Source organism: Pseudomonas frigoris (genome assembly GCF_047758635.1).
Classification (GTDB): domain Bacteria; phylum Pseudomonadota; class Gammaproteobacteria; order Pseudomonadales; family Pseudomonadaceae; genus Aquipseudomonas; species Aquipseudomonas frigoris.
The window spans coordinates 5,838,332-5,856,335 of sequence record NZ_CP180479.1; the positions used below are offsets into that span (position 1 = coordinate 5,838,332).

At 59.1% G+C, this 18,004-nt stretch carries 14 protein-coding genes and 2 pseudogenes; 13 read left to right on the forward strand and 3 right to left on the reverse strand.

Features of this window, described 5'->3' with window-relative positions:
- The first annotated feature begins 14 nt into the window (after window positions 1-14).
- The gene (locus tag ACMXYH_RS26880) at window positions 15-671 is read left to right on the forward strand and encodes a helix-turn-helix transcriptional regulator (RefSeq protein WP_129441407.1); all 657 of its coding nucleotides are present in this window, start codon (window positions 15-17) and stop codon (window positions 669-671) included.
- A gap of 88 nt (window positions 672-759) precedes the next feature.
- On the opposite strand, the gene hmpA is transcribed toward ACMXYH_RS26880, so the two are convergent.
- A complete protein-coding gene (hmpA, locus tag ACMXYH_RS26885; protein ID WP_129441405.1) occupies window positions 760-1,941 on the reverse strand; it encodes an NO-inducible flavohemoprotein in 1,182 nt (393 codons plus the stop codon).
- A gap of 157 nt (window positions 1,942-2,098) precedes the next feature.
- Here hmpA and norR point away from each other — a divergent pair, with 157 nt between their 5' ends.
- From norR to ACMXYH_RS26910, 5 genes are all read left to right on the forward strand, one after another.
- Window positions 2,099-3,649 (forward strand): nitric oxide reductase transcriptional regulator NorR, encoded by a 1,551-nt coding sequence (norR, locus tag ACMXYH_RS26890; protein WP_415765485.1) that lies wholly within the window; start codon window positions 2,099-2,101, stop codon window positions 3,647-3,649.
- A gap of 272 nt (window positions 3,650-3,921) precedes the next feature.
- Window positions 3,922-4,824: a chemotaxis protein CheV gene (locus ACMXYH_RS26895; RefSeq protein ID WP_008147551.1), complete on the forward strand. Its 903-nt coding sequence runs from the start codon at window positions 3,922-3,924 to the stop codon at window positions 4,822-4,824.
- Between the two features lie 27 nt (window positions 4,825-4,851).
- Entirely contained in the window at window positions 4,852-5,310 is a 459-nt protein-coding gene (locus ACMXYH_RS26900; protein WP_134419038.1) for a GNAT family N-acetyltransferase, read from the forward strand.
- A gap of 157 nt (window positions 5,311-5,467) precedes the next feature.
- Window positions 5,468-5,794, forward strand: a complete 327-nt coding sequence (locus ACMXYH_RS26905; RefSeq protein ID WP_129441399.1) for a hypothetical protein — start codon at window positions 5,468-5,470, stop codon at window positions 5,792-5,794.
- An 83-nt stretch (window positions 5,795-5,877) separates the two neighbouring features.
- Window positions 5,878-6,627: a YkgJ family cysteine cluster protein gene (locus ACMXYH_RS26910; RefSeq protein ID WP_415765486.1), complete on the forward strand. Its 750-nt coding sequence runs from the start codon at window positions 5,878-5,880 to the stop codon at window positions 6,625-6,627.
- Between the two features lie 60 nt (window positions 6,628-6,687).
- On the opposite strand, the gene ACMXYH_RS26915 is transcribed toward ACMXYH_RS26910, so the two are convergent.
- The gene (locus tag ACMXYH_RS26915) at window positions 6,688-7,827 is read right to left on the reverse strand and encodes a transporter substrate-binding domain-containing protein (RefSeq protein WP_415765487.1); all 1,140 of its coding nucleotides are present in this window, start codon (window positions 7,825-7,827) and stop codon (window positions 6,688-6,690) included.
- A 141-nt stretch (window positions 7,828-7,968) separates the two neighbouring features.
- Window positions 7,969-8,226: a hypothetical protein gene (locus ACMXYH_RS26920; RefSeq protein ID WP_007943495.1), complete on the reverse strand. Its 258-nt coding sequence runs from the start codon at window positions 8,224-8,226 to the stop codon at window positions 7,969-7,971.
- Window positions 8,227-8,538: 312 nt separating this feature from the next.
- Here ACMXYH_RS26920 and ACMXYH_RS26925 point away from each other — a divergent pair, with 312 nt between their 5' ends.
- The 7 genes and pseudogenes from ACMXYH_RS26925 to ACMXYH_RS26955 all read left to right on the forward strand — a co-directional run bounded on the left by ACMXYH_RS26925 (window position 8,539) and on the right by ACMXYH_RS26955 (window position 17,970).
- Window positions 8,539-9,699 carry an efflux RND transporter periplasmic adaptor subunit gene (locus tag ACMXYH_RS26925; RefSeq protein ID WP_129441393.1) on the forward strand — a complete coding sequence of 387 codons (1,161 nt, stop codon included), beginning with the start codon at window positions 8,539-8,541 and terminating at the stop codon, window positions 9,697-9,699.
- A complete protein-coding gene (locus ACMXYH_RS26930; protein WP_415765488.1) occupies window positions 9,696-12,797 on the forward strand; it encodes a multidrug efflux RND transporter permease subunit in 3,102 nt (1,033 codons plus the stop codon). Before ACMXYH_RS26925 ends, ACMXYH_RS26930 begins: the two co-directional genes overlap by 4 nt.
- Window positions 12,798-12,806: 9 nt before the next feature.
- A pseudogene (locus tag ACMXYH_RS26935) lies at window positions 12,807-13,196 on the forward strand (response regulator); the annotation flags it as partial.
- Window positions 13,197-13,224: 28 nt separating this feature from the next.
- Window positions 13,225-14,289: pseudogene (locus tag ACMXYH_RS26940) on the forward strand (heavy metal sensor histidine kinase); the annotation flags it as partial.
- 298 nt (window positions 14,290-14,587) lie between these two features.
- Window positions 14,588-14,812: a hypothetical protein gene (locus ACMXYH_RS26945; protein ID WP_129441387.1), complete on the forward strand. Its 225-nt coding sequence runs from the start codon at window positions 14,588-14,590 to the stop codon at window positions 14,810-14,812.
- Window positions 14,813-15,006: 194 nt separating this feature from the next.
- Window positions 15,007-16,326 (forward strand): OprD family porin, encoded by a 1,320-nt coding sequence (locus ACMXYH_RS26950; RefSeq protein ID WP_415765489.1) that lies wholly within the window; start codon window positions 15,007-15,009, stop codon window positions 16,324-16,326.
- A 147-nt stretch (window positions 16,327-16,473) separates the two neighbouring features.
- On the forward strand, window positions 16,474-17,970 hold the full coding sequence (locus ACMXYH_RS26955; protein WP_134418961.1) for a sensor domain-containing diguanylate cyclase: 1,497 nt from the start codon (window positions 16,474-16,476) through the stop codon (window positions 17,968-17,970).
- The last annotated feature ends 34 nt before the right edge of the window (window positions 17,971-18,004 follow it).

An 18,004-nucleotide genomic window follows, 5' to 3' on the forward strand; every position in this document is an offset into this window, starting at 1 on the left:
TGGAGCTCCACTTTATGAACGCCCAAGAACAAGAACCGGCCGGTGATGACTCTGCATTGAAGAGCTCGCCGCTGGACAATTTCCGCGCGATCGCCGATGCCATCGCCACGTTGTTCTTTCCTCACGCCGAGGTGGTGCTGCACGATCTACGCACACAGAAGGTCGACTACATCGCCAACAACCTGTCCAAACGGGAAATCGGTGACGACTCGGCGCTGGAGGACATGCTCAGCGACGATATCAGCGAACGAAACATCGGGCCGTACGAAAAGCTCAACTGGGATGGCCAGAAGATTCGCAGCCTGAGCAGCGTGCTGCGCGACAGCGAAGGTCATCCGCTGGCGGTGCTGTGCATTAATTTGAATATTTCGTTGTTCGAAAATGCCAAAGCCGCGCTGGACCTGTTCCTGTCGCCGAGCAAGTTGATTCCGCAACCGGACTCGCTGTTTCGCGATGACTGGCAGGAGCGCATCAACACCTTCCTCCACGCCTGGCTGCGCGAACGTCAGCTGAGCCTGAACCTGCTGACCCGTGACCATAAACGCGAACTGGTGCTGGCACTGCACGCCGAGGGCGCCTTCAAAGGCAAAAGCGCCTCCAACTATGTGGCGAACGTGCTGAACATGGGGCGGGCAACGGTGTACAAACATTTGAAGGAATTGAAGGGCTGATACGTATTTGTAGGAGCCAGGCTTGCCGGCGAAGGCGTATTCAAGATCGCCTTACGCCGGCAAGCCTGGCTCCTACAGGTTTTGCGTACTATTCCAATGCCGAAGCCGGCCCGAAGAATTCGTAACGGCTTTGCTTCTCCGGTACACCCAAGGCTTTGAGGTGGCGCTTGACCGCCGCCATGAAGCCCTTAGGTCCGAGGAAGTAAGCGTCCAGGTCACGCTGCTGCGGCAACCACTCGCCCAGTTGCTCCTGGCTCAACAGGCCAACCTGGTGCGCCGCCGGGCTCACGCCATCATCTTCGTCGTAGCAATAGAAGCGTTTGAGCTGCGGATGACGCTCGGCCAAGCCATCGATCCAGTCGCGGAAAGCATGAACGCTACCGTTACGCGCGCAGTGGATAAAGTGCACCGGCCGTTCGGTCGCCAGCGCCGCTTCGAGCATCGCCAGCGTCGGAGTGATGCCGACGCCGCCGCTGATCAGCACTAACGGTTTGTCGCTGTCGGTCAGGGTGAATTCACCCGATGGCGGGAACAGCTGGATGCTGGAGCCCACATGCAATTGATCGTGAAGATGGTTAGAGGCGCGGCCACCGGTTTCACGTTTGACGCTGATCCGGTATTGACCCTTGTTGGCCAGGGCCGACAGCGAATAGTTACGACGAATCTCTTCGCCATCGAGGATCAGTTTCATGCCGATGTACTGGCCGGGTTCTGCCGCCAGAATCGGGCCTTTGTCCGCCGGTTCGAAGTAGAACGAGATGATTTCCGCGCTTTCCTCGACCTTGGCCACCACGATGAATTCCCGCGCCCCGCGCCAGCCGCCCGGTGCCTGTTCCTTCTGGTCGTAGATGCTGGTTTCGGCACCGATCAGGATGTCGGCCAATTGACCGTAAGCAGCCCCCCAGGCGGCCATCACTTCAGGTGTGGCGATCTCATCGCCCAGCACTTCGGAGATGGCTCGCAGCAGGCAGGCGCCGACAATCGGGTAATGTTCCGGGAGGATTTGCAGGGCCACGTGCTTGTTGATGATCTTGGCCACCAGGTCGCCCAACTGGTCGAGTTGGTCGATGTGCCGCGCATACATCAAGACACCGTTGGCCAAAGCGCGCGGCTGATCACCGCTGGCCTGGTGGGCCTGGTTGAATAGCGGGCGGACTTCCGGGTACTCGGAGAGCATCATGCGGTAGAAATGAGTGATCAATGCTTCGCCACCGCTTTCCAGCAAGGGCACGGTGGATTTGACGATTGCACGGTCTTGAACGCTAAGCATAAGGCGACTCCTGATCTACTTGGATTTGCTAACTGACTGCCTTGTACTTATCAGTTTCCGTGCCAGAAAATAAACCATTAATAATCAATACTTTAAATTCTTTATAGTCATATCGACACACACTGACTTATAGTCATACCGACTACAAGGAGTCACTATGACTGCAAAAGCCTTGCTCACCACCCTGCTGCCACTGGTCTCCGACCTGTCCCGCGAACTCCCCGAAGGCGAGCGTTATCGGCGCTTGCTCGAAGCCATGCGCGCCTTGCTCCCGTGCGACGCTGCTGCCCTGCTGCGCCTTGATGGCGAATGGCTGGTGCCACTGGCCGTCGACGGGTTGAGCACCGACACCCTCGGTCGACGCTTCAAAGTCAGCGAACACCCGCGTTTCGAAGCGCTGCTCAGCAGTCCCGGCCCGACTCGTTTCGCCGCCGACAGCGACTTGCCCGACCCTTACGACGGTCTGGTCGATGGCCTCGACGATCATCTGGAAGTCCACGACTGCATGGGTTGCCCGCTGTTTATCGACGAGCGTCCATGGGGTTTGCTGACCCTCGACGCGCTCGATCCAGAGCGCTTCGAACCGATCGAACTGGACGCCCTGGAAGCCTTCGCCAGCCTCGCCGCCGCCACCGTCAACGCCGCCGAGCGCATCGAACGCCTGGCCAATCGTGTCGAAGACGAACATCAGCGTGCCGAGGTTTACCGACAGGCCAGCGGCCAGCAGAACCGCGAGATGATTGGCCAGAGCAAGGCCCACAAACGGCTGGTGGAAGAAATCAATCTGGTGGGCGGCAGCGATCTTACCGTGCTGATCACCGGCGAAACCGGGGTCGGCAAGGAACTGGTCGCCCAAGCCATCCACGCCGCATCGCCCCGGGCCGACAAACCGATCATCAGCCTCAACTGTGCCGCGCTGCCGGACACGCTGGTGGAGAGCGAATTGTTCGGCCATGTTCGCGGCGCCTTCACCGGTGCCATGAACGATCGGCGCGGCAAGTTTGAACTGGCCAATGGCGGCACGCTGTTTCTCGATGAAGTCGGTGAGCTGTCCCTGACCGTCCAGGCCAAATTGTTGCGAGTCCTGCAAAGCGGTCAATTGCAGCGGTTGGGTTCGGATAAAGAACATCAGGTGGACGTACGTCTGATCGCCGCGACCAATCGCGACCTGGCCGAGGAAGTGCGCAGCGGCCACTACCGTGCCGACTTCTATCACCGCCTGAGCGTTTATCCGTTGCTGGTGCCAGCACTGCGTGATCGTGGGCGGGATGTGTTGCTGCTCAGCGGCTATTTTCTGGAGCAAAACCGTTCTCGCATGAGCCTCAACAGCCTGCGCCTGAACAGCGATGCGCAGGCTGCATTGCTGGCGTATGCATGGCCGGGCAATGTGCGGGAGCTGGAGCACTTGATTGGCCGCAGTGCCTTGAAGGCGTTGGGTAACTGCAAGGAGCGACCGAAGATTCTCAGCTTGAGCGCGGCGGATCTGGATTTGCCCAATGGCAGCGTTGAGCTTGCAACCGAGCCAGTCCCTGTCAGCCCTGCTGCTTTGGTCTCGGGAGACTTGCGGGCGGCGACCGAGGACTATCAGCGTCGACTGATCAACGCCTGTCTGGAACGGCACCATAACAATTGGGCAAGTGCGGCGCGTGAGCTAGGCTTGGATCGGGCGAATCTTGGGCGGATGGCCAAACGCCTGGGAATGAAATAACGCGATCCCTTGTAGCAGCTGCCGAAGGCTGCGTCCTAGGACGAAGTCCTCGCCAAACCATTCACCGCGCTATATCTGGTGCACCGAGGGATCGGGATTTACGACTGCTTCGCAGCCGGACGCAGCCTTCGGCAGCTGCTACACAGGATCGCGTTGGTCGGCAATACCGGGGAATAACCCTAAAGCCTGCCCGCAACAAGTCGATAACCCGGCATCGATAGCTGTTGGCGATCCTCGCGGTCGCCCATCACCTTTTTCCACAGAAGGTTTTTATGTCTTCAAACAAAGCCCGCGCAGATTCACTTTCGCTTCTGCTGTTTACCTTGCGCAGCGGCAAGCTGATGGCGATCAACCTGCTGAAAGTCAGTGAAATCATTCCCTGCCCGCCGCTGACCAAGCTGCCGGAGTCGCATCCCCACGTCAAAGGCATCGCCACCCTGCGCGGTGCCTCGCTGTCGGTGATCGACCTCAGCCGTGCCATCGGTGAACGGCCGCTGGAAGACCCGAACGGTGGTTGCCTGATCGTCACCGATGTCAGCCGCTCCAAGCAGGGTTTGCACGTTCAGGCGGTGAGCAAGATCGTCCACTGCCTGACCACCGACATTCGTCCACCGCCCTTTGGCTCTGGCGGCGTGCGTTCGTACATCACCGGCGTGACCTCGGTCGACGGCACGTTGGTACAGGTGCTGGACATCGAAAAAGTGATTCATGGCATCGCCCCGGCACAAATCGAAACGGCCCCGACCGAACTGAGCATGGAAGACGCCGAAGTACTCGGCAACGCGCGGATTCTGGTGGTCGATGACAGTCAGGTGGCGTTGCAGCAATCAGTGCACACGCTGCGCAACCTCGGCCTGCAATGCCACACCGCCCGCAGTGCCAAGGAAGCCATCGACTGCCTGCTGGACCTGCAAGGCACGGCCCAGCAGATCAACCTGATCGTCTCGGACATCGAAATGTCGGAGATGGACGGCTACGCCTTCACCCGCACCTTGCGTGAAACCCCGGACTTCTCGCACCTCTATGTGCTGCTCCACACCTCTTTGGACAGTGCGATGAACAGTGAAAAGGCCCGTCTTGCCGGCGCGAACGCGGTGCTGACCAAGTTCTCCTCGCCAGAACTGACCAAGTGCCTGATCGAAGCGGCCAAGGCTGTCGCTGAACAAGGTCATTGAAGCTTGAGCAAGGACTTCTGCTTTCTGATGCGGCGCAACCTCGCTGAAGTTGTGCCTGCGATCACTTGGCCTCAGGGAATTGTCCTCAGCGAATACCGCCCCGAACGGGCAGAAGCCGTTCATCATTTGATGGAACTGGGTTATCAGCAAGGTGGCGGTCGCGTGCCGGCACTGGACGTCTGGCAACAGCGTTTTGAAACCGATCCTGAATATGATCCGAGTCTGTGCTTTATCGCTCTGGATGCCGAAGGTATCGTCGGCGTGTGCCAGTGCTGGACCAGCGCCTATATCAAGAACCTGGTGGTGCATCCACGGGCTCAGGGGCAAGGATTAGGGCGCGCGTTGCTGCTACATGCTTTCAACATATTTCAGCAACGGCGCGAAGGTTTTGTGGATTTGAAGGTATTGGAAGACAACCTTCGGGCGCAGCGTTTGTATGAAAACGCCGGAATGCGTGTGATCCGCCGGGAACCGGTTCCGGCCTGACATCGCCAAGATCGCAGCCTTCGGCAGCTCCTACAGGAGAACGCATTCCAACCGTAGGAGCTGCCGAAGGCTGCGATCTTTTGGCGATATCGGCCAAACCAAACGTCTTGAGGCATACTCCAACCTCGGCCAACACGAGCCCAAGGATGCCTGTCCCATGAAAGCTGTCACCCTGACCCTCCTCTGCCTCACCGCCCTCGCCACCCAAGCCCACGCATCCAGCCCCGACGCCTGGGCCGCCTACGACAAAGCCGTGCTCGCCAGTTGCACCAACGCCAGCGGCTTGAAGAATGCCAAACCCGTGGGCAACGCCGCGCAGTTTGATGACCGGGTTGGCTACACCGCACTTCTGCTGCAAGGCCAATACCCGCAAAAACACATGAAAGGCCAGCAAGGCACCGAACTGTGTCTCTACAACAAGAAAAGCAAAACCGCTTACGTCACCGAATGGGACTCCATCCGCCCAACCACCAAGGCACAGTGACTGGCGCATAACTTGCTTTGATAGCGGCCTTTGCGGCGGCATTCTGTCGCCGTTTCATATCCTTTTATGCGACTGGCCGTTCAATGAATACGACGTTTTCCTGCGTAGGCTGTGGCAAATGCTGCAACGACCACCACGTGCCCCTGACCCTGCCCGAAGCCCGGATGTGGGCGGCCGACGGCGGTCAGGTGATCGTGCTGGTGGAAGCTTTCCTGGGCAATGGCCTGGGCCTGCCAGTGCAGCAACGCGAACACGCCGAACGCCGTTCGGTGAGTGTTCGAAGCGGCGCCTCCGACGCGTACATAGCCATCACCTTTGCTGCCTACAACGTCGGTCCTTGCCGGAATCTTGACGAAGACAACCTCTGCCGCATCTACGAACGCCGGCCGCTTGTGTGCCGCATCTACCCGATGGAAATCAATCCACACATTCCCCTGAACACTGCCGTAAAGGAATGTCCGTCCGAGTCGTGGGAAAAGGGACCGGATCTGATTGTAGGGGGTGAATTGGTGGATCAGGAACTGGTCGGATTAATCCAGCGCTCCCGCCAGGCGGATCGCGATGACATTCGGACCAAGGATGCGATTTGCGCGCTGTTGGGGATTCGGACTACAGCACTGAAGGGCGATGGCTTTACCGCTTATCTGCCGGACATGACGGCGTTTGCGAGGGTCATCGACCAGGTTGCGGCGCAGCCATTGGCTGAGTCAGGCGCTGACTGGTTGTTTCATGTGTCGGGCGAGGACATTGCCGGGCAAGTACAGGCGGCCGGGGCGCACGTGGCGACTGATGCTCCCGAGAATTACGCGTTCATTTCGTTGCGGGCAGCCTAAGACGCAAGACTTCGGAACCACTGCGCAATCCCGTTGCGCAGTGGCTCGTCGTCAAAAAAATTAGCTGCCCGTCACCGCCAGACATTCCACTTCTACCCGCGCGTTCTCGACCAACTTGCCAGCAAACGTCGTACGTGCGGGCAAACGATCCGCCGGAAAGAAGCTGCGATACACAGCACTCATGGCGGAAAAATCCCTCATGTCGGCAAGGATGACCGTGCATTTGGCTACATGAGCCAGGGACGAACCGTTGCGTTGCAGCGCGGTACGCAAGTTCTCCATGGCCTGCGTCGTCTGCGGGCCTATGCCGCCCTTCACCAGTTCACCATCAGCCCCGAGGCCGAGCACCCCGGAAAGGTAAATGGTCTCGCCGATCTGCACCGCATCGGAGAATGCCAGACCTTCCTCATTCGGAAAGTAACGTGGTGAATCCGGCGCTGCTGGTGGCAAATAACGCTGGGTAATCGCCAGGTACTGGCCATTTTGCTTAAGACGCTCAAGCGCCGCATTCAGGTTATCGCGCAGCAGGGTGTCGGTTTTTCGCACAGCCATGGCCACGCCACTGCCCAGCATGGGGTCCTTGAGCGCCGGACCGACAAAATCGAAACCTTGCCCCTGAGGCTGACTTAAAAGCGCCTGGGTGATTTCAATCGAGTCTTGCAGGGTCGCGTCGAGCTCACCCGCCAGCAGGCTGGCGACCAATTGGTTGTTGAAATCGAAACTGCGCACCGTCACTCCGGCCGGGGCCCAACGGGACTTGGCGAACGCTTCGCGGCTGGTGCCTGTCAGGACGCCGATACGCTTACCCTTGAGCGATTGCACATCCGGTTGAAGATTCGCCCCTTTGCGCGCCACCAGACGGCTGCTCAGGGGGTAAAGATTATCGGTGAAATCGACCCGCTCTCGACGCGCCGATGTTGCCGTCATCGGCATGATCACGTCGAAAAGGTTGGATTCGAGGGCGTGAATGTTGGTCGCGTAATCCTGATCAACCCAGACACAGCGGGATTTGAGTTCGGCACACAGTGCATTGCCCAACTCGATATTCAATCCGACCAGCTCACCCTTGTCGTTACGACTCTCGAACGGTGGAACCAGGGCTTCGACACCGAAACGGATCTGCGGATCGGGCACAAACGACATGCAGCCGGTGGTTAGGGCCACTAGCGAAAGGAGAGAGAGGGTTTTTACAAGAGACATTTTGGCGGCCTTCATCAAAAATTCAGGGGTATGAATCTTTGACGAGTGGCCGCCGACCTCCCAGAGGACGAATCGCTCATCCTTGTGGGAAATGTCTCAATGACAGGAAGGACAATTACCGCTCAACAAAATACCTGACAGTCAGCGTTTACCCATGGAGCGACGAGTGCCGGGAGGCGCCGCCCCCGGCGTCTTGGTATGGCCATTCTTGGCACCATTCTTGTACCAAGGCTGGCTGGCGTTCTTGGCAGCGGCCAGGTCGCCCGGTTTGAACGGGAACTTGAACGCCGGGATCGCGGCCTTGGTTTCGCTGTCTGCGCTGGAGTCGACGCTGTCTGGCAGGTCTGCCTGGTCGTCGCTCAAAGCGTCGGCAACCGGCGGTTGTGTCGGGGAAGTCATGAAAGCTCCGGGTGATGCCATAGAGTCGGGCCCGGTCAGCGAGCCGCGAAAGGCGGCAGTATACCTGTGTCGGGAGCTGCAAGCTTCAAGCCGCAAGCGAGTCCGTCGGGTTTTGTGTCTTGGTCGGCTACCTGGCGCCAAGATCAAAAGATCGCAGCCTCCGGCAACTACGGGGGGATAGGCGTCGATCCGCAGAGGTCCAAACTGACAGCGCCGTCAGTTAGCAGTCACCTTCCTGACGGGCGAACAGGTTTATAAAGGAAGGTATAAACCTGACAAAACCCCGACCACTTAGCCCGGCGCCTCACTCGCATGCGAATTCAGAAAAAAACCGCCTTGATCGCAGGTCTGCTGATTGCCTTGGCAGCGCTGGGCACGTGGTACCTCACCAAACCCGCCACGGCAAAACTGGCCGCTCCGACCGCCATTCCCGTACGGGTCGTCAGCGTCACCGAAAAAGACGTCCCCCGCTACGTCAGCGGCATCGGCTCGGTGCTGTCGCTGCACAGCGTGGTAGTGCGTCCGCAAATCGACGGCATCCTCACCAAAATCCTGGTCAATGAAGGCCAACTGGTGAACAAAGGCGCCCTGCTCGCCACCATCGACGACCGCTCGATCCGCGCCAGCCTCGATCAGGCCCGGGCGCAACTCGGTGAAAGCCAGGCGCAGCTGCAAGTCGCATTGGTCAACCTCAAGCGCTACAAGCTACTGAGCGTGGACGACGGCGTTTCCAAGCAGACCTACGACCAGCAACAAGCCCTGGTCAACCAACTCAAAGCCACCGCCCAAGGTAACCAGGCCTCGATCGACGCCGCTCAGGTGCAGCTTTCCTACACACAGATTCGATCTCCGGTCACCGGTCGCGTCGGTATTCGCACGGTAGACGAAGGCAACTTCCTGCGCATGACCGACGCTCAAGGCCTGTTCACGGTGACCCAGATCGACCCGATCGCCGTGGAGTTCTCCCTGCCACAGCAAATGCTTCCGACCCTGCAGGGTCTGATCAACGATCCGGAACATGCTCAGGTGAAGGCCTACATCGGCGCCGACACTGACGGCGAAACCGGCAATCTACTGGGCGAAGGCCACCTGACCCTGATCGACAACCAGATCAACGCCAACACCGGGACCATTCGCGCCAAAGCTGAATTCAACAACCCCGGGCAGAAACTCTGGCCGGGCCTGCTGGTGACGGTAAAGATTCAGACGGCTCTGGATAAAGATGCGCTGGTGGTGCCACCCACTGTCGTACAACGCGGTCTCGATCAACATTTCGTGTACCGGGTCAACGGCGACAAGGTCGAAACCGTCACCGTACAAATGGTCTATCAAGGCAGCGGTCAGGACATCATCAAAGGTGTCAAACCGGGCGACGTGCTGGTCAGCGACGGCCAGTCGCGGCTCAAGCCCGGTTCGACGGTGCACGTAGTGACTGACCCGCCGCAAGTGGTTCAATCGGAGCCGAAACCATGAAGGGCCATGGCTCGGTCTCTGCCTGGTGCATCGACCATCCGGTTGCGACGATTCTTCTGACCTTTGCGTTGGTGCTGCTCGGTGTCATCGCTTTCCCGCGCCTGCCCATCGCGCCATTGCCGGAAGCCGAATTCCCCACCATCCAGGTCGCCGCGCAATTGCCCGGTGCCAGTCCGGAAACCATGGCTTCGTCGGTGGCCACGCCGCTTGAAGTGCAATTCAGCGCCATCCCGGGCGTGACCCAGATGACCTCGAGCAGCGCGCTGGGCTCGACCAACCTGACCCTGCAATTCACCCTCGACAAAAGCATCGACACCGCCGCTCAGGAAGTTCAGGCAGCGATCAACACTGCCGCCGGCAAACTGCCCAAAGACATGCCGACCCTACCGACCTGGAGGAAGGTCAACCCGGCCGACAGCCCGGTGCTGATCCTCAGCGTCAACTCGACCCAAATGCCCGGCACCGAACTCAGTGACCTGGTGGAAACCCTGCTCTCCCGTCAGATCAGTCAGATCGACGGCGTAGGGCAAATCAACATTACCGGTCAGCAACGTCCGGCGATTCGTGTTCAAGCCTCGGCGGACAAACTCGCGGCCATCGGCCTGACCCTGGCGGACATCCGTCTGGCGATCCAGCAAACCAGCCTCAACCTGGCCAAAGGTGCTTTGTACGGCGAGTCGAGCATTTCGACGCTGTCGACCAACGACCAGTTGTTCCATCCTGAGGAATACAGCCAACTCATCGTTTCCTACAAGGACGGTGCCCCGGTTCACCTCAAGGATGTGGCCAAAGTCGTCAACGGTTCGGAAGATGCCTACGTGCAAGCCTGGGCCGGTGACAAGCCTGGGGTGAACCTGGTGATTTCCCGGCAACCGGGCGCCAACATCGTCGAAACCGTGGATCGCATCCAGGCCGCCCTGCCCGGCCTCGAAGCCATGCTGCCAGCCTCGGTGCAGGTCAAGGTGCTAGTCGACCGCACCCAGACCATCCGCGCCTCGCTGCACGAGGTGGAAGTCACCCTGCTGATCGCGATCATGCTGGTGGTGGCGGTGATGGCGCTGTTCCTGCGCCAATGGTCGGCGACCCTGATCGTGTCCGCCGTGCTGGGTGTTTCGCTGGTCGCCAGTTTCGCCCTGATGTACATCATGGGTTTCAGCCTGAACAACCTGACGCTGGTGGCGATCGTGGTGGCCGTGGGGTTTGTGGTCGACGATGCGATTGTGGTGGTGGAGAACATTCACCGTCACCTTGAAGCTGGTGACGGCATGCGCGAGGCGGCGATCAAAGGTGCCGGCGAGATCGGTTTCACCGTGGTCTCCATCAGCTTTTCGCTGGTGGCGGCGTTTATTCCGTTGCTGTTCATGGGCGGCGTGGTCGGACGGCTGTTCAAGGAGTTCGCCCTGACCGCCACTTCGACCATCATGATATCGGTGGTGGTCTCACTGACGTTGGCGCCGACGCTGGCCGCGCTGTTCATGCGCGCGCCGGTGCATCACGCCCACAGCAAACCTACGTTTGGCGAACGCTTGCTGGCAGGCTATGAAAAACTTCTGCGCCGCGCCCTCTCCCACCAGAAGCTGATGATCGGGGTCTTCTGCCTGTCTCTGGGCCTGGCGATTGCCGGCTACATCTTTATCCCCAAGGGTTTCTTCCCGGTGCAGGACACCGGTTTTGTCCTCGGCACCACCGAGGCCGCCGCTGATATTTCCTACGGCGACATGGTGAAAAAACACCTGGCGATGGCCGAAATCGTCGCGGCGGATCCGGCGGTCGCGGCGTTTTCCCACTCGGTCGGCGTCTCTGGCAGTAACCAGACCATCGCCAACGGTCGCTTCTGGATATCCCTGAAAAAACGCGGCGACCGCGACGTCTCCGCCAGCCAGTTCATTGACCGGATTCGTCCGCAATTGATGAAAGTCCCGGGCATCGTGCTGTACCTGCGCGCCGGCCAAGACATCAACCTCAGCTCCGGCCCGAGCCGCGCACAGTACCAATACGTGCTCAAGAGCAACGACGGTGCAGTCCTCAGCACCTGGACCCAGCGCCTCACGGAAAAACTGCGCAGTAACCCGGCGTTCCGTGACATTTCCAATGACCTGCAACTGGGCGGCAGCATCACCCACATCAGCATTGACCGCAGCGCCGCCGCGCGTTTCGGCCTGACTGCCAGTGATGTCGATGAAGCGCTGTACGACGCCTTCGGCCAGCGGCAGATCAATGAATTCCAGACTCAGATCAACCAGTACAACGTGATTCTGGAACTGGACACCAAGCAGCGCGGCAAGGCCGAAAGCCTCAACTATTTCTACCTGCGCTCGCCCCTGAGCGGGGAAATGGTGCCGCTGTCGGCGCTGGCGAAATTCGATGCGCCGACGGTCGGCCCACTGTCCATCGCCCATGACGGCATGTTCCCGGCTGCCAATTTGTCGTTCAACCTCGCGCCCGGTGTGGCGTTGGGCGATGCGGTGATCATGCTCAATCAGGCCAAGGCCGAAATCGGCATGCCGGCCGCCATGAGCGGCAACTTCCAGGGAGCGGCCCAGGCGTTCCAGAGTTCGCTGGCCAGTCAGCCATGGCTGATCCTGGCGGCGCTGGTGGCGGTGTACATCATTCTCGGCGTGCTGTACGAGAGCTTCGTGCATCCGCTGACCATCATCTCGACGCTGCCGTCGGCGGGGCTCGGCGCTGTGATCATGTTGTGGATTTGCGGGCAGGACTTTTCGATCATGGCGCTGATCGGGCTGGTGTTGCTGATCGGGATCGTGAAGAAGAACGGCATCCTGATGATCGACTTCGCCCTCGAAGCGCAACGCAAGGGCGGGCTGCCGCCGGAAGAGGCGATCTACCAGGCCTGTATTACGCGGTTCCGGCCGATCATCATGACCACCCTCGCCGCCCTGCTCGGCGCGCTGCCATTGATGCTCGGCTACGGCACCGGCGCCGAACTGCGCCAGCCCTTGGGGATCGCAGTGGTCGGTGGCTTGCTGGTGAGCCAGGCGCTGACGCTGTTCACCACTCCGGTCATATACTTGTGGCTTGAGCGGCTTTTCCATAAGCCCAAACCCGCACCGATGCCGGCGCTGGCAACCACAGACTGAGGCGGGGTCATGCGCGTTCTGATTATCGAAGACGAAGAAAAAACCGCGGATTATCTGCACCGCGGCCTGACGGAACAGGGTTACACCGTGGACCTGGCGCAAGACGGCGTCGAAGGCCTGCACCTGGCGCTGGAAAGCGACTACGCGGTGATCGTCCTCGACGTCATGCTGCCGGGCCTCGACGGCTTCGGCGTACTGCGCGCGTTGCGTGCGCGCAAGCAAACCCCGGTGATCATGCTCACCGCCCGCGAGCGAGTGGAAGACCGGATCAAAGGCCTGCGCGACGGTGCCGACGATTACCTCGGCAAACCATTTTCCTTCCTCGAACTGGTGGCGCGCCTACAAGCGCTGACCCGCCGCAGCGGTGGCCATGAACCGGTGCAGGTGAGCATCGCCGACGCACTACGAATACGGCAACCTGACACCGCAGATCCGCGCCTTTGCCGAAGGCCCGCTGGGCATGCGCGACTTGAATCTGCCGGATCAGCCTTATCCGCTGAAAGTGCTGGTCAGCCAGTTCCCGGCCAAGGATCAACGCCCACCGTTGCGCTTCATGATCGGCATCGACACCGAGACGTTTCTGCAGACTCAACATCATCTGCTGATTGCCCTGATCAGCCTGGCGATCATCGGCGTGTTGCTGGCGTCGGCCCTCGGTTATTGGGTGGCGCGGATCGGCCTCAAACCGCTGATCAAGTTGTCCCAGGAAGCCCAGCGGCTGGCCCCGCCGCTGTTGTCCGGTCGCCTGCAATTGTCGCCTCTGCCGCCGGAACTGAATCAGTTCGTCAATTCGTTTAACTCGACACTGGAGCGGGTCGAACAGGCTTACTCGCGCCTTGAGTCGTTCAACGCGGACGTCGCCCATGAACTGCGCTCGCCGCTAACCAATCTGATCGGCCAGACCCAGGTTGCGCTGACTCGCGGGCGATCCGCCGAACACTATTTTGAAGTGCTGCAATCGAACCTTGAAGAGCTTGAGCGACTGCGCTCGATCATCAATGACATGCTGTTTCTCGCCAGCGCGGATCAAGGCAGCAAGGCCACCAAACTGACCTCTACGTCGCTGGCCGATGAAGTGGCGACGACGCTGGAGTATCTGGATTTCATCCTTGAGGACGCGCAGGTTCGGGTGCAGGTCAGCGGAGACGCGCAGGTGAGGATCGAGATTGCTCATCTGCGCCGGGCGTTAATTAATCTGCTAAGCAACGCGGTGCAACACACCGAACCTGGGCAGGTGATTGAGGTGCGCATCGAGGTTGAGGAGCATCAGGTGAGCATCGGAGTTGCGAACCCTGGGTCGCCGATTGCCAGCGAGCATTTGTCGCGGCTGTTTGAGCGTTTTTATCGGGTGGATGCATCGCGCAGCAACAGTGGCAACAACCATGGGTTGGGGTTGGCGATCGTCAAGGCGATTGCACTGATGCACGGCGGGGATGTGTTTGTGCGCAGTGATCATGGGATGAATACGTTTGGGATTCACCTCCCTGTCTGACCCCATACGACACCCGGACTGCCCCCCCGGTCCTGTAGCAGCTGGCGAAGCCTGCGTCCGGCTGCGTAGCAGTCGTAAACCCTACACGCGCGGTCTATCTGACAGACCGCAGTGCTTGATCTCGCGACTGCTTCGCAGCCGGACGCAGGCTTCGCCAGCTGCTACAGGTTCGGGCGCCGGTCTGCCAACTATTGCTTTCAGCGCAACAGTCCTTTCATGAATCCGCTCTTTTTCCCTTCTCCAATCCCCCTTATCTTTGCCGCACCAAACAGCACTTGCCAAGCAAGAAGGTTTAAAGATGTCCAACACTATGGGTATTGCCAGCGCTTTCGTTTTGTCCTCTTTGTTTCTGTCTCCGTTCGCCATCGCTGAAGAGTCGCAGACGTTCGTCGCGCAAAATTCCGCACGCGCTGCTGCATTCGAACAGTATCAGAGCGAAATGACAGCCAAGGCTCAGGAAGCTGCGCAAACCCCTCAAGCGTCGACCACTCAGGCCCAGCCAACGGTTGAGAAAGACAGCTGATTGCCCAGTATCACTTTGTTTCCCTCGACACTTTTCACCGGCTCTTCCCTTTGAAAAGTTGTCTTCAAAGCCGCTGCTATCAGCGGCTTTTTTTCGTTGTGGTTTTAAACAGCTTCAGTTCGTCTTCCCTAACAAGAAACATCCTGAGTCTCAAACATTGAGGCTCTTAGTTGACCCAAGGAGCTTTACCGCTAGTGCGTTTCCCTCTTAGGTTCAGCCCGTTATTCATTGCAATCACTGCAACGGTGGCTCCTGCTGCTCACGCCGCAGACGACTCAAACACCGAAGGTTTCGTTGAAGGATCGAGCCTCAACCTCAACGCCCGCAACTACTACATGAACCGCAATCGCCTGCAGCAGACGGACGACAATATTGAATGGGGCCAGGGTTTCCTAGGCCTCTTCGAATCGGGCTACACCCAAGGCACCGTCGGTTTCGGTGTTGATGCCCACGCCATGCTCGGGCTCAAGCTCGACGGCGGTGGCGGTACCGACGGGTCGAGTATCCTGCCGATCAGCGATGGCAACGGCAAAGCGCCAAGTTCGTTCTCGACGGCGGGCGGCACGCTGAAAATGCGTGCCTTCGATACCGAACTGAAGGCCGGTGATTTGTTTATCACCAACCCGGTGATCGCCGGCGGCGAAACCCGCATGCTGCCCCAGACCTTTCGCGGCGTCAGCCTGACCAACCACAGTTTTGACGGCTGGATGATTGAAGGTGGCCAGGCAAGTTTCACCAAGCCTTACAACCAGAGCGGACACACCCGAATCGGCACGTCCTACGGCAGCCTGGCGGACGGTGACGAAAGTAAGCACCTGAATTGGGCCGGCGTGGCCTGGAGCGGCCTGCCGGGGTTGACCAGCAGCCTCTATGCTTCCGAACTCAAGGACATCTGGAACCAGTATTACTACGATCTGGACTACACCTACGCGCTGAATGATCTGGTCAGCCTCAACCCGGGTCTGCACGCCTATCACACGCAAGACACCGGCAATGCGCTGCTGGGCAACATCGACAACAACACCTACAGCCTGCATTTCACCGTTGGTGTGGGCAATCACAGCGTTACCGCGGCCTATCAGCGGGTCAATGGCAACACGCCGTTCGACTACATCAGCCAGGGTGACAGCGTCTACCTCGACAATTCCCAGCAATATTCGGACTTCAACGGCCCGAACGAACGCTCATGGAAACTCAAGTACGCCTACGACTTTGTCGGGCTCGGCCTGCCCGGCCTGACCTCGGCGGTCTCTTACTCCAGGGGCGAGCTGGACCTGACCAAGGTCGATCCGGCCAGCCCCGGTTATGCTTCGTGGTACAGCGCTGATGGCAAAAACGCCAAGCACTGGGAACGCGACATTGATCTCAAGTACGTGGTTCAGGGCGGCAAGGCCAAAAACCTGGCGCTGCGCCTGCAATGGGCGACCAACCGTGGAGGCAACGGCTACGGCGCGCTGGATCAGGACACCGATGAATACCGGGTGATCGTCGACTACCCGATCAATGTCTTCTAAGCTTCAATAAGTAAAAGGCCAGCACGTTTTGCTGGCCTTTTTTTTATCCGGGATTTATACAGGCGCTCCGAACGCAAACGGTTTCTGGGATTCTGCCCGAGTCTTGCAAAACACTTTCATAACGCCTCATTAGCAGAAGTCAGAACCATGAGTGTGAGCAGTGCAACATCTCACCAGCCGATCCGGTCGACGCGATCGGAGCGGCTTCTGGTTCTCGGCAGTTTGCTGCTGGTGATTGCGATATTGAGCATCGTGGCGTTCCTGCTCATACGCGAACGCGCCAATGCTGAACAGTCTGCCACTCGCGCAGCAACCAACATCGTGCAACTGATCGACGCCGACGTGCTGCGCAATGTCGAACTCTATGACCTGTCCTTGCTCGGTTTGATCGCTGCCTCGCAGCGTGAAGACCTCAAGAACGTCTCCCCGGCTATCCGGCATCTGGCCTTGTTTGACCGTGCCACTGCCGCGCCGTACAAGGGCGACATTTTGTTGCTGGACAACAAGGGCGACGTGATCGCTGACTCGGCCTCGGTAGAGCCTAGAAAGGGCAATTTTGCTGACCGCGAATACTTTCAGTCGCACGTGACCAATCGTGATCCGAGCATGCTCATCAGCCGTCCCTTCCGGTCCAGACAGGCTGAACATGAATGGCGAATCAGCTTCAGTCGCCGGGTCAGCGGCTCACAGGGCGAATTTCTTGGCGTGGCCGAAGCCGCCATGCGCTTGAGTTATTTCGATCAGCTGTTCAACAGCTTGAGCATCGGTCGTGACAGCTCGGTCAACCTGATCAGCTCGGACGGGATTCTTCTGGCTCAGGAACCCCGCTTGGCTGAAGAGCTGATTGGCAAGGACTTCAGCAACCGTCCCAACTTTCAGCGCATCGTCAAAGAAGGCAACGGCAGCTTCACCGGTGTTTCAAGCCGCTACAAGGACAAACACCTGTACACGTTCTCCAAGGTGGGCAACTTGCCGTTGATCGTCATCGTTGCACTGTCCAGTGATGAAGTGTTTGCCTCGTGGAAGCGTACGACGGTAGTGGTTAGCGTTGCGACTATTGCGCTGTGCATCAGCTTGCTCTGGCTGACTTGGCTGCTCAGCCGAGAACTGCGCTTGCGCCACAACGCCGAACAGGAACTGGCGCAACTGGCGGCCACCGATGCCTTGACCGGCCTGGCCAACCGCCGAACGCTGGATCAGGTCCTGCGTCATGAGTGGTTCCGCGCTCAACGTTCCGGCCAGCCGTTATCGCTGCTGATGATTGATGCCGACCACTTCAAGGCCTTCAACGACCGTCATGGGCATCAGGCTGGCGATGATGCGTTGCGCTCGGTGGCCAAGTTGATCTCTGACAATGTGAGACGACCAGCCGATCTGGTCGCCCGTTACGGCGGTGAGGAGTTTTCGGTGATTCTCGCGGAAACCGACAGCCAGGGTGCGCAACAGATTGCCGAACACATCCGAGCGACAGTGGAGCAATTGCCGCTGGTGGCAGATGCCGAGTCGCCGATTACTGTCAGTATCGGTATCAGTACCTGGACCACCTCCGCCGAGATCAGTCTGGAACAGCTATTGTTTGCAGCGGACAAGGCGCTGTATCAGGCCAAGGAAAGCGGGCGTAATCGGGTGGTTTGCGCGGATTAGAAGCCAGAATCAAAAAATCGCAGCCTTCGGCAGC

What these genes read in the sequence shown, in the direction of transcription:
- ACMXYH_RS26880 (WP_129441407.1), top strand. Translation starts at nt 15, where the DNA reads ATGAACGCCCAAGAACAAGAACCGGCCGGTGATGACTCTGCATTGAAG.
- hmpA (WP_129441405.1), bottom strand. Translation starts at nt 1,941, where the DNA reads ATGCTTAGCGTTCAAGACCGTGCAATCGTCAAATCCACCGTGCCCTTG.
- norR (WP_415765485.1), top strand. Translation starts at nt 2,099, where the DNA reads ATGACTGCAAAAGCCTTGCTCACCACCCTGCTGCCACTGGTCTCCGAC.
- ACMXYH_RS26895 (WP_008147551.1), top strand. Translation starts at nt 3,922, where the DNA reads ATGTCTTCAAACAAAGCCCGCGCAGATTCACTTTCGCTTCTGCTGTTT.
- ACMXYH_RS26900 (WP_134419038.1), top strand. Translation starts at nt 4,852, where the DNA reads ATGCGGCGCAACCTCGCTGAAGTTGTGCCTGCGATCACTTGGCCTCAG.
- ACMXYH_RS26905 (WP_129441399.1), top strand. Translation starts at nt 5,468, where the DNA reads ATGAAAGCTGTCACCCTGACCCTCCTCTGCCTCACCGCCCTCGCCACC.
- ACMXYH_RS26910 (WP_415765486.1), top strand. Translation starts at nt 5,878, where the DNA reads ATGAATACGACGTTTTCCTGCGTAGGCTGTGGCAAATGCTGCAACGAC.
- ACMXYH_RS26915 (WP_415765487.1), bottom strand. Translation starts at nt 7,827, where the DNA reads ATGTCTCTTGTAAAAACCCTCTCTCTCCTTTCGCTAGTGGCCCTAACC.
- ACMXYH_RS26920 (WP_007943495.1), bottom strand. Translation starts at nt 8,226, where the DNA reads ATGACTTCCCCGACACAACCGCCGGTTGCCGACGCTTTGAGCGACGAC.
- ACMXYH_RS26925 (WP_129441393.1), top strand. Translation starts at nt 8,539, where the DNA reads ATGCGAATTCAGAAAAAAACCGCCTTGATCGCAGGTCTGCTGATTGCC.
- ACMXYH_RS26930 (WP_415765488.1), top strand. Translation starts at nt 9,696, where the DNA reads ATGAAGGGCCATGGCTCGGTCTCTGCCTGGTGCATCGACCATCCGGTT.
- ACMXYH_RS26945 (WP_129441387.1), top strand. Translation starts at nt 14,588, where the DNA reads ATGTCCAACACTATGGGTATTGCCAGCGCTTTCGTTTTGTCCTCTTTG.
- ACMXYH_RS26955 (WP_134418961.1), top strand. Translation starts at nt 16,474, where the DNA reads ATGAGTGTGAGCAGTGCAACATCTCACCAGCCGATCCGGTCGACGCGA.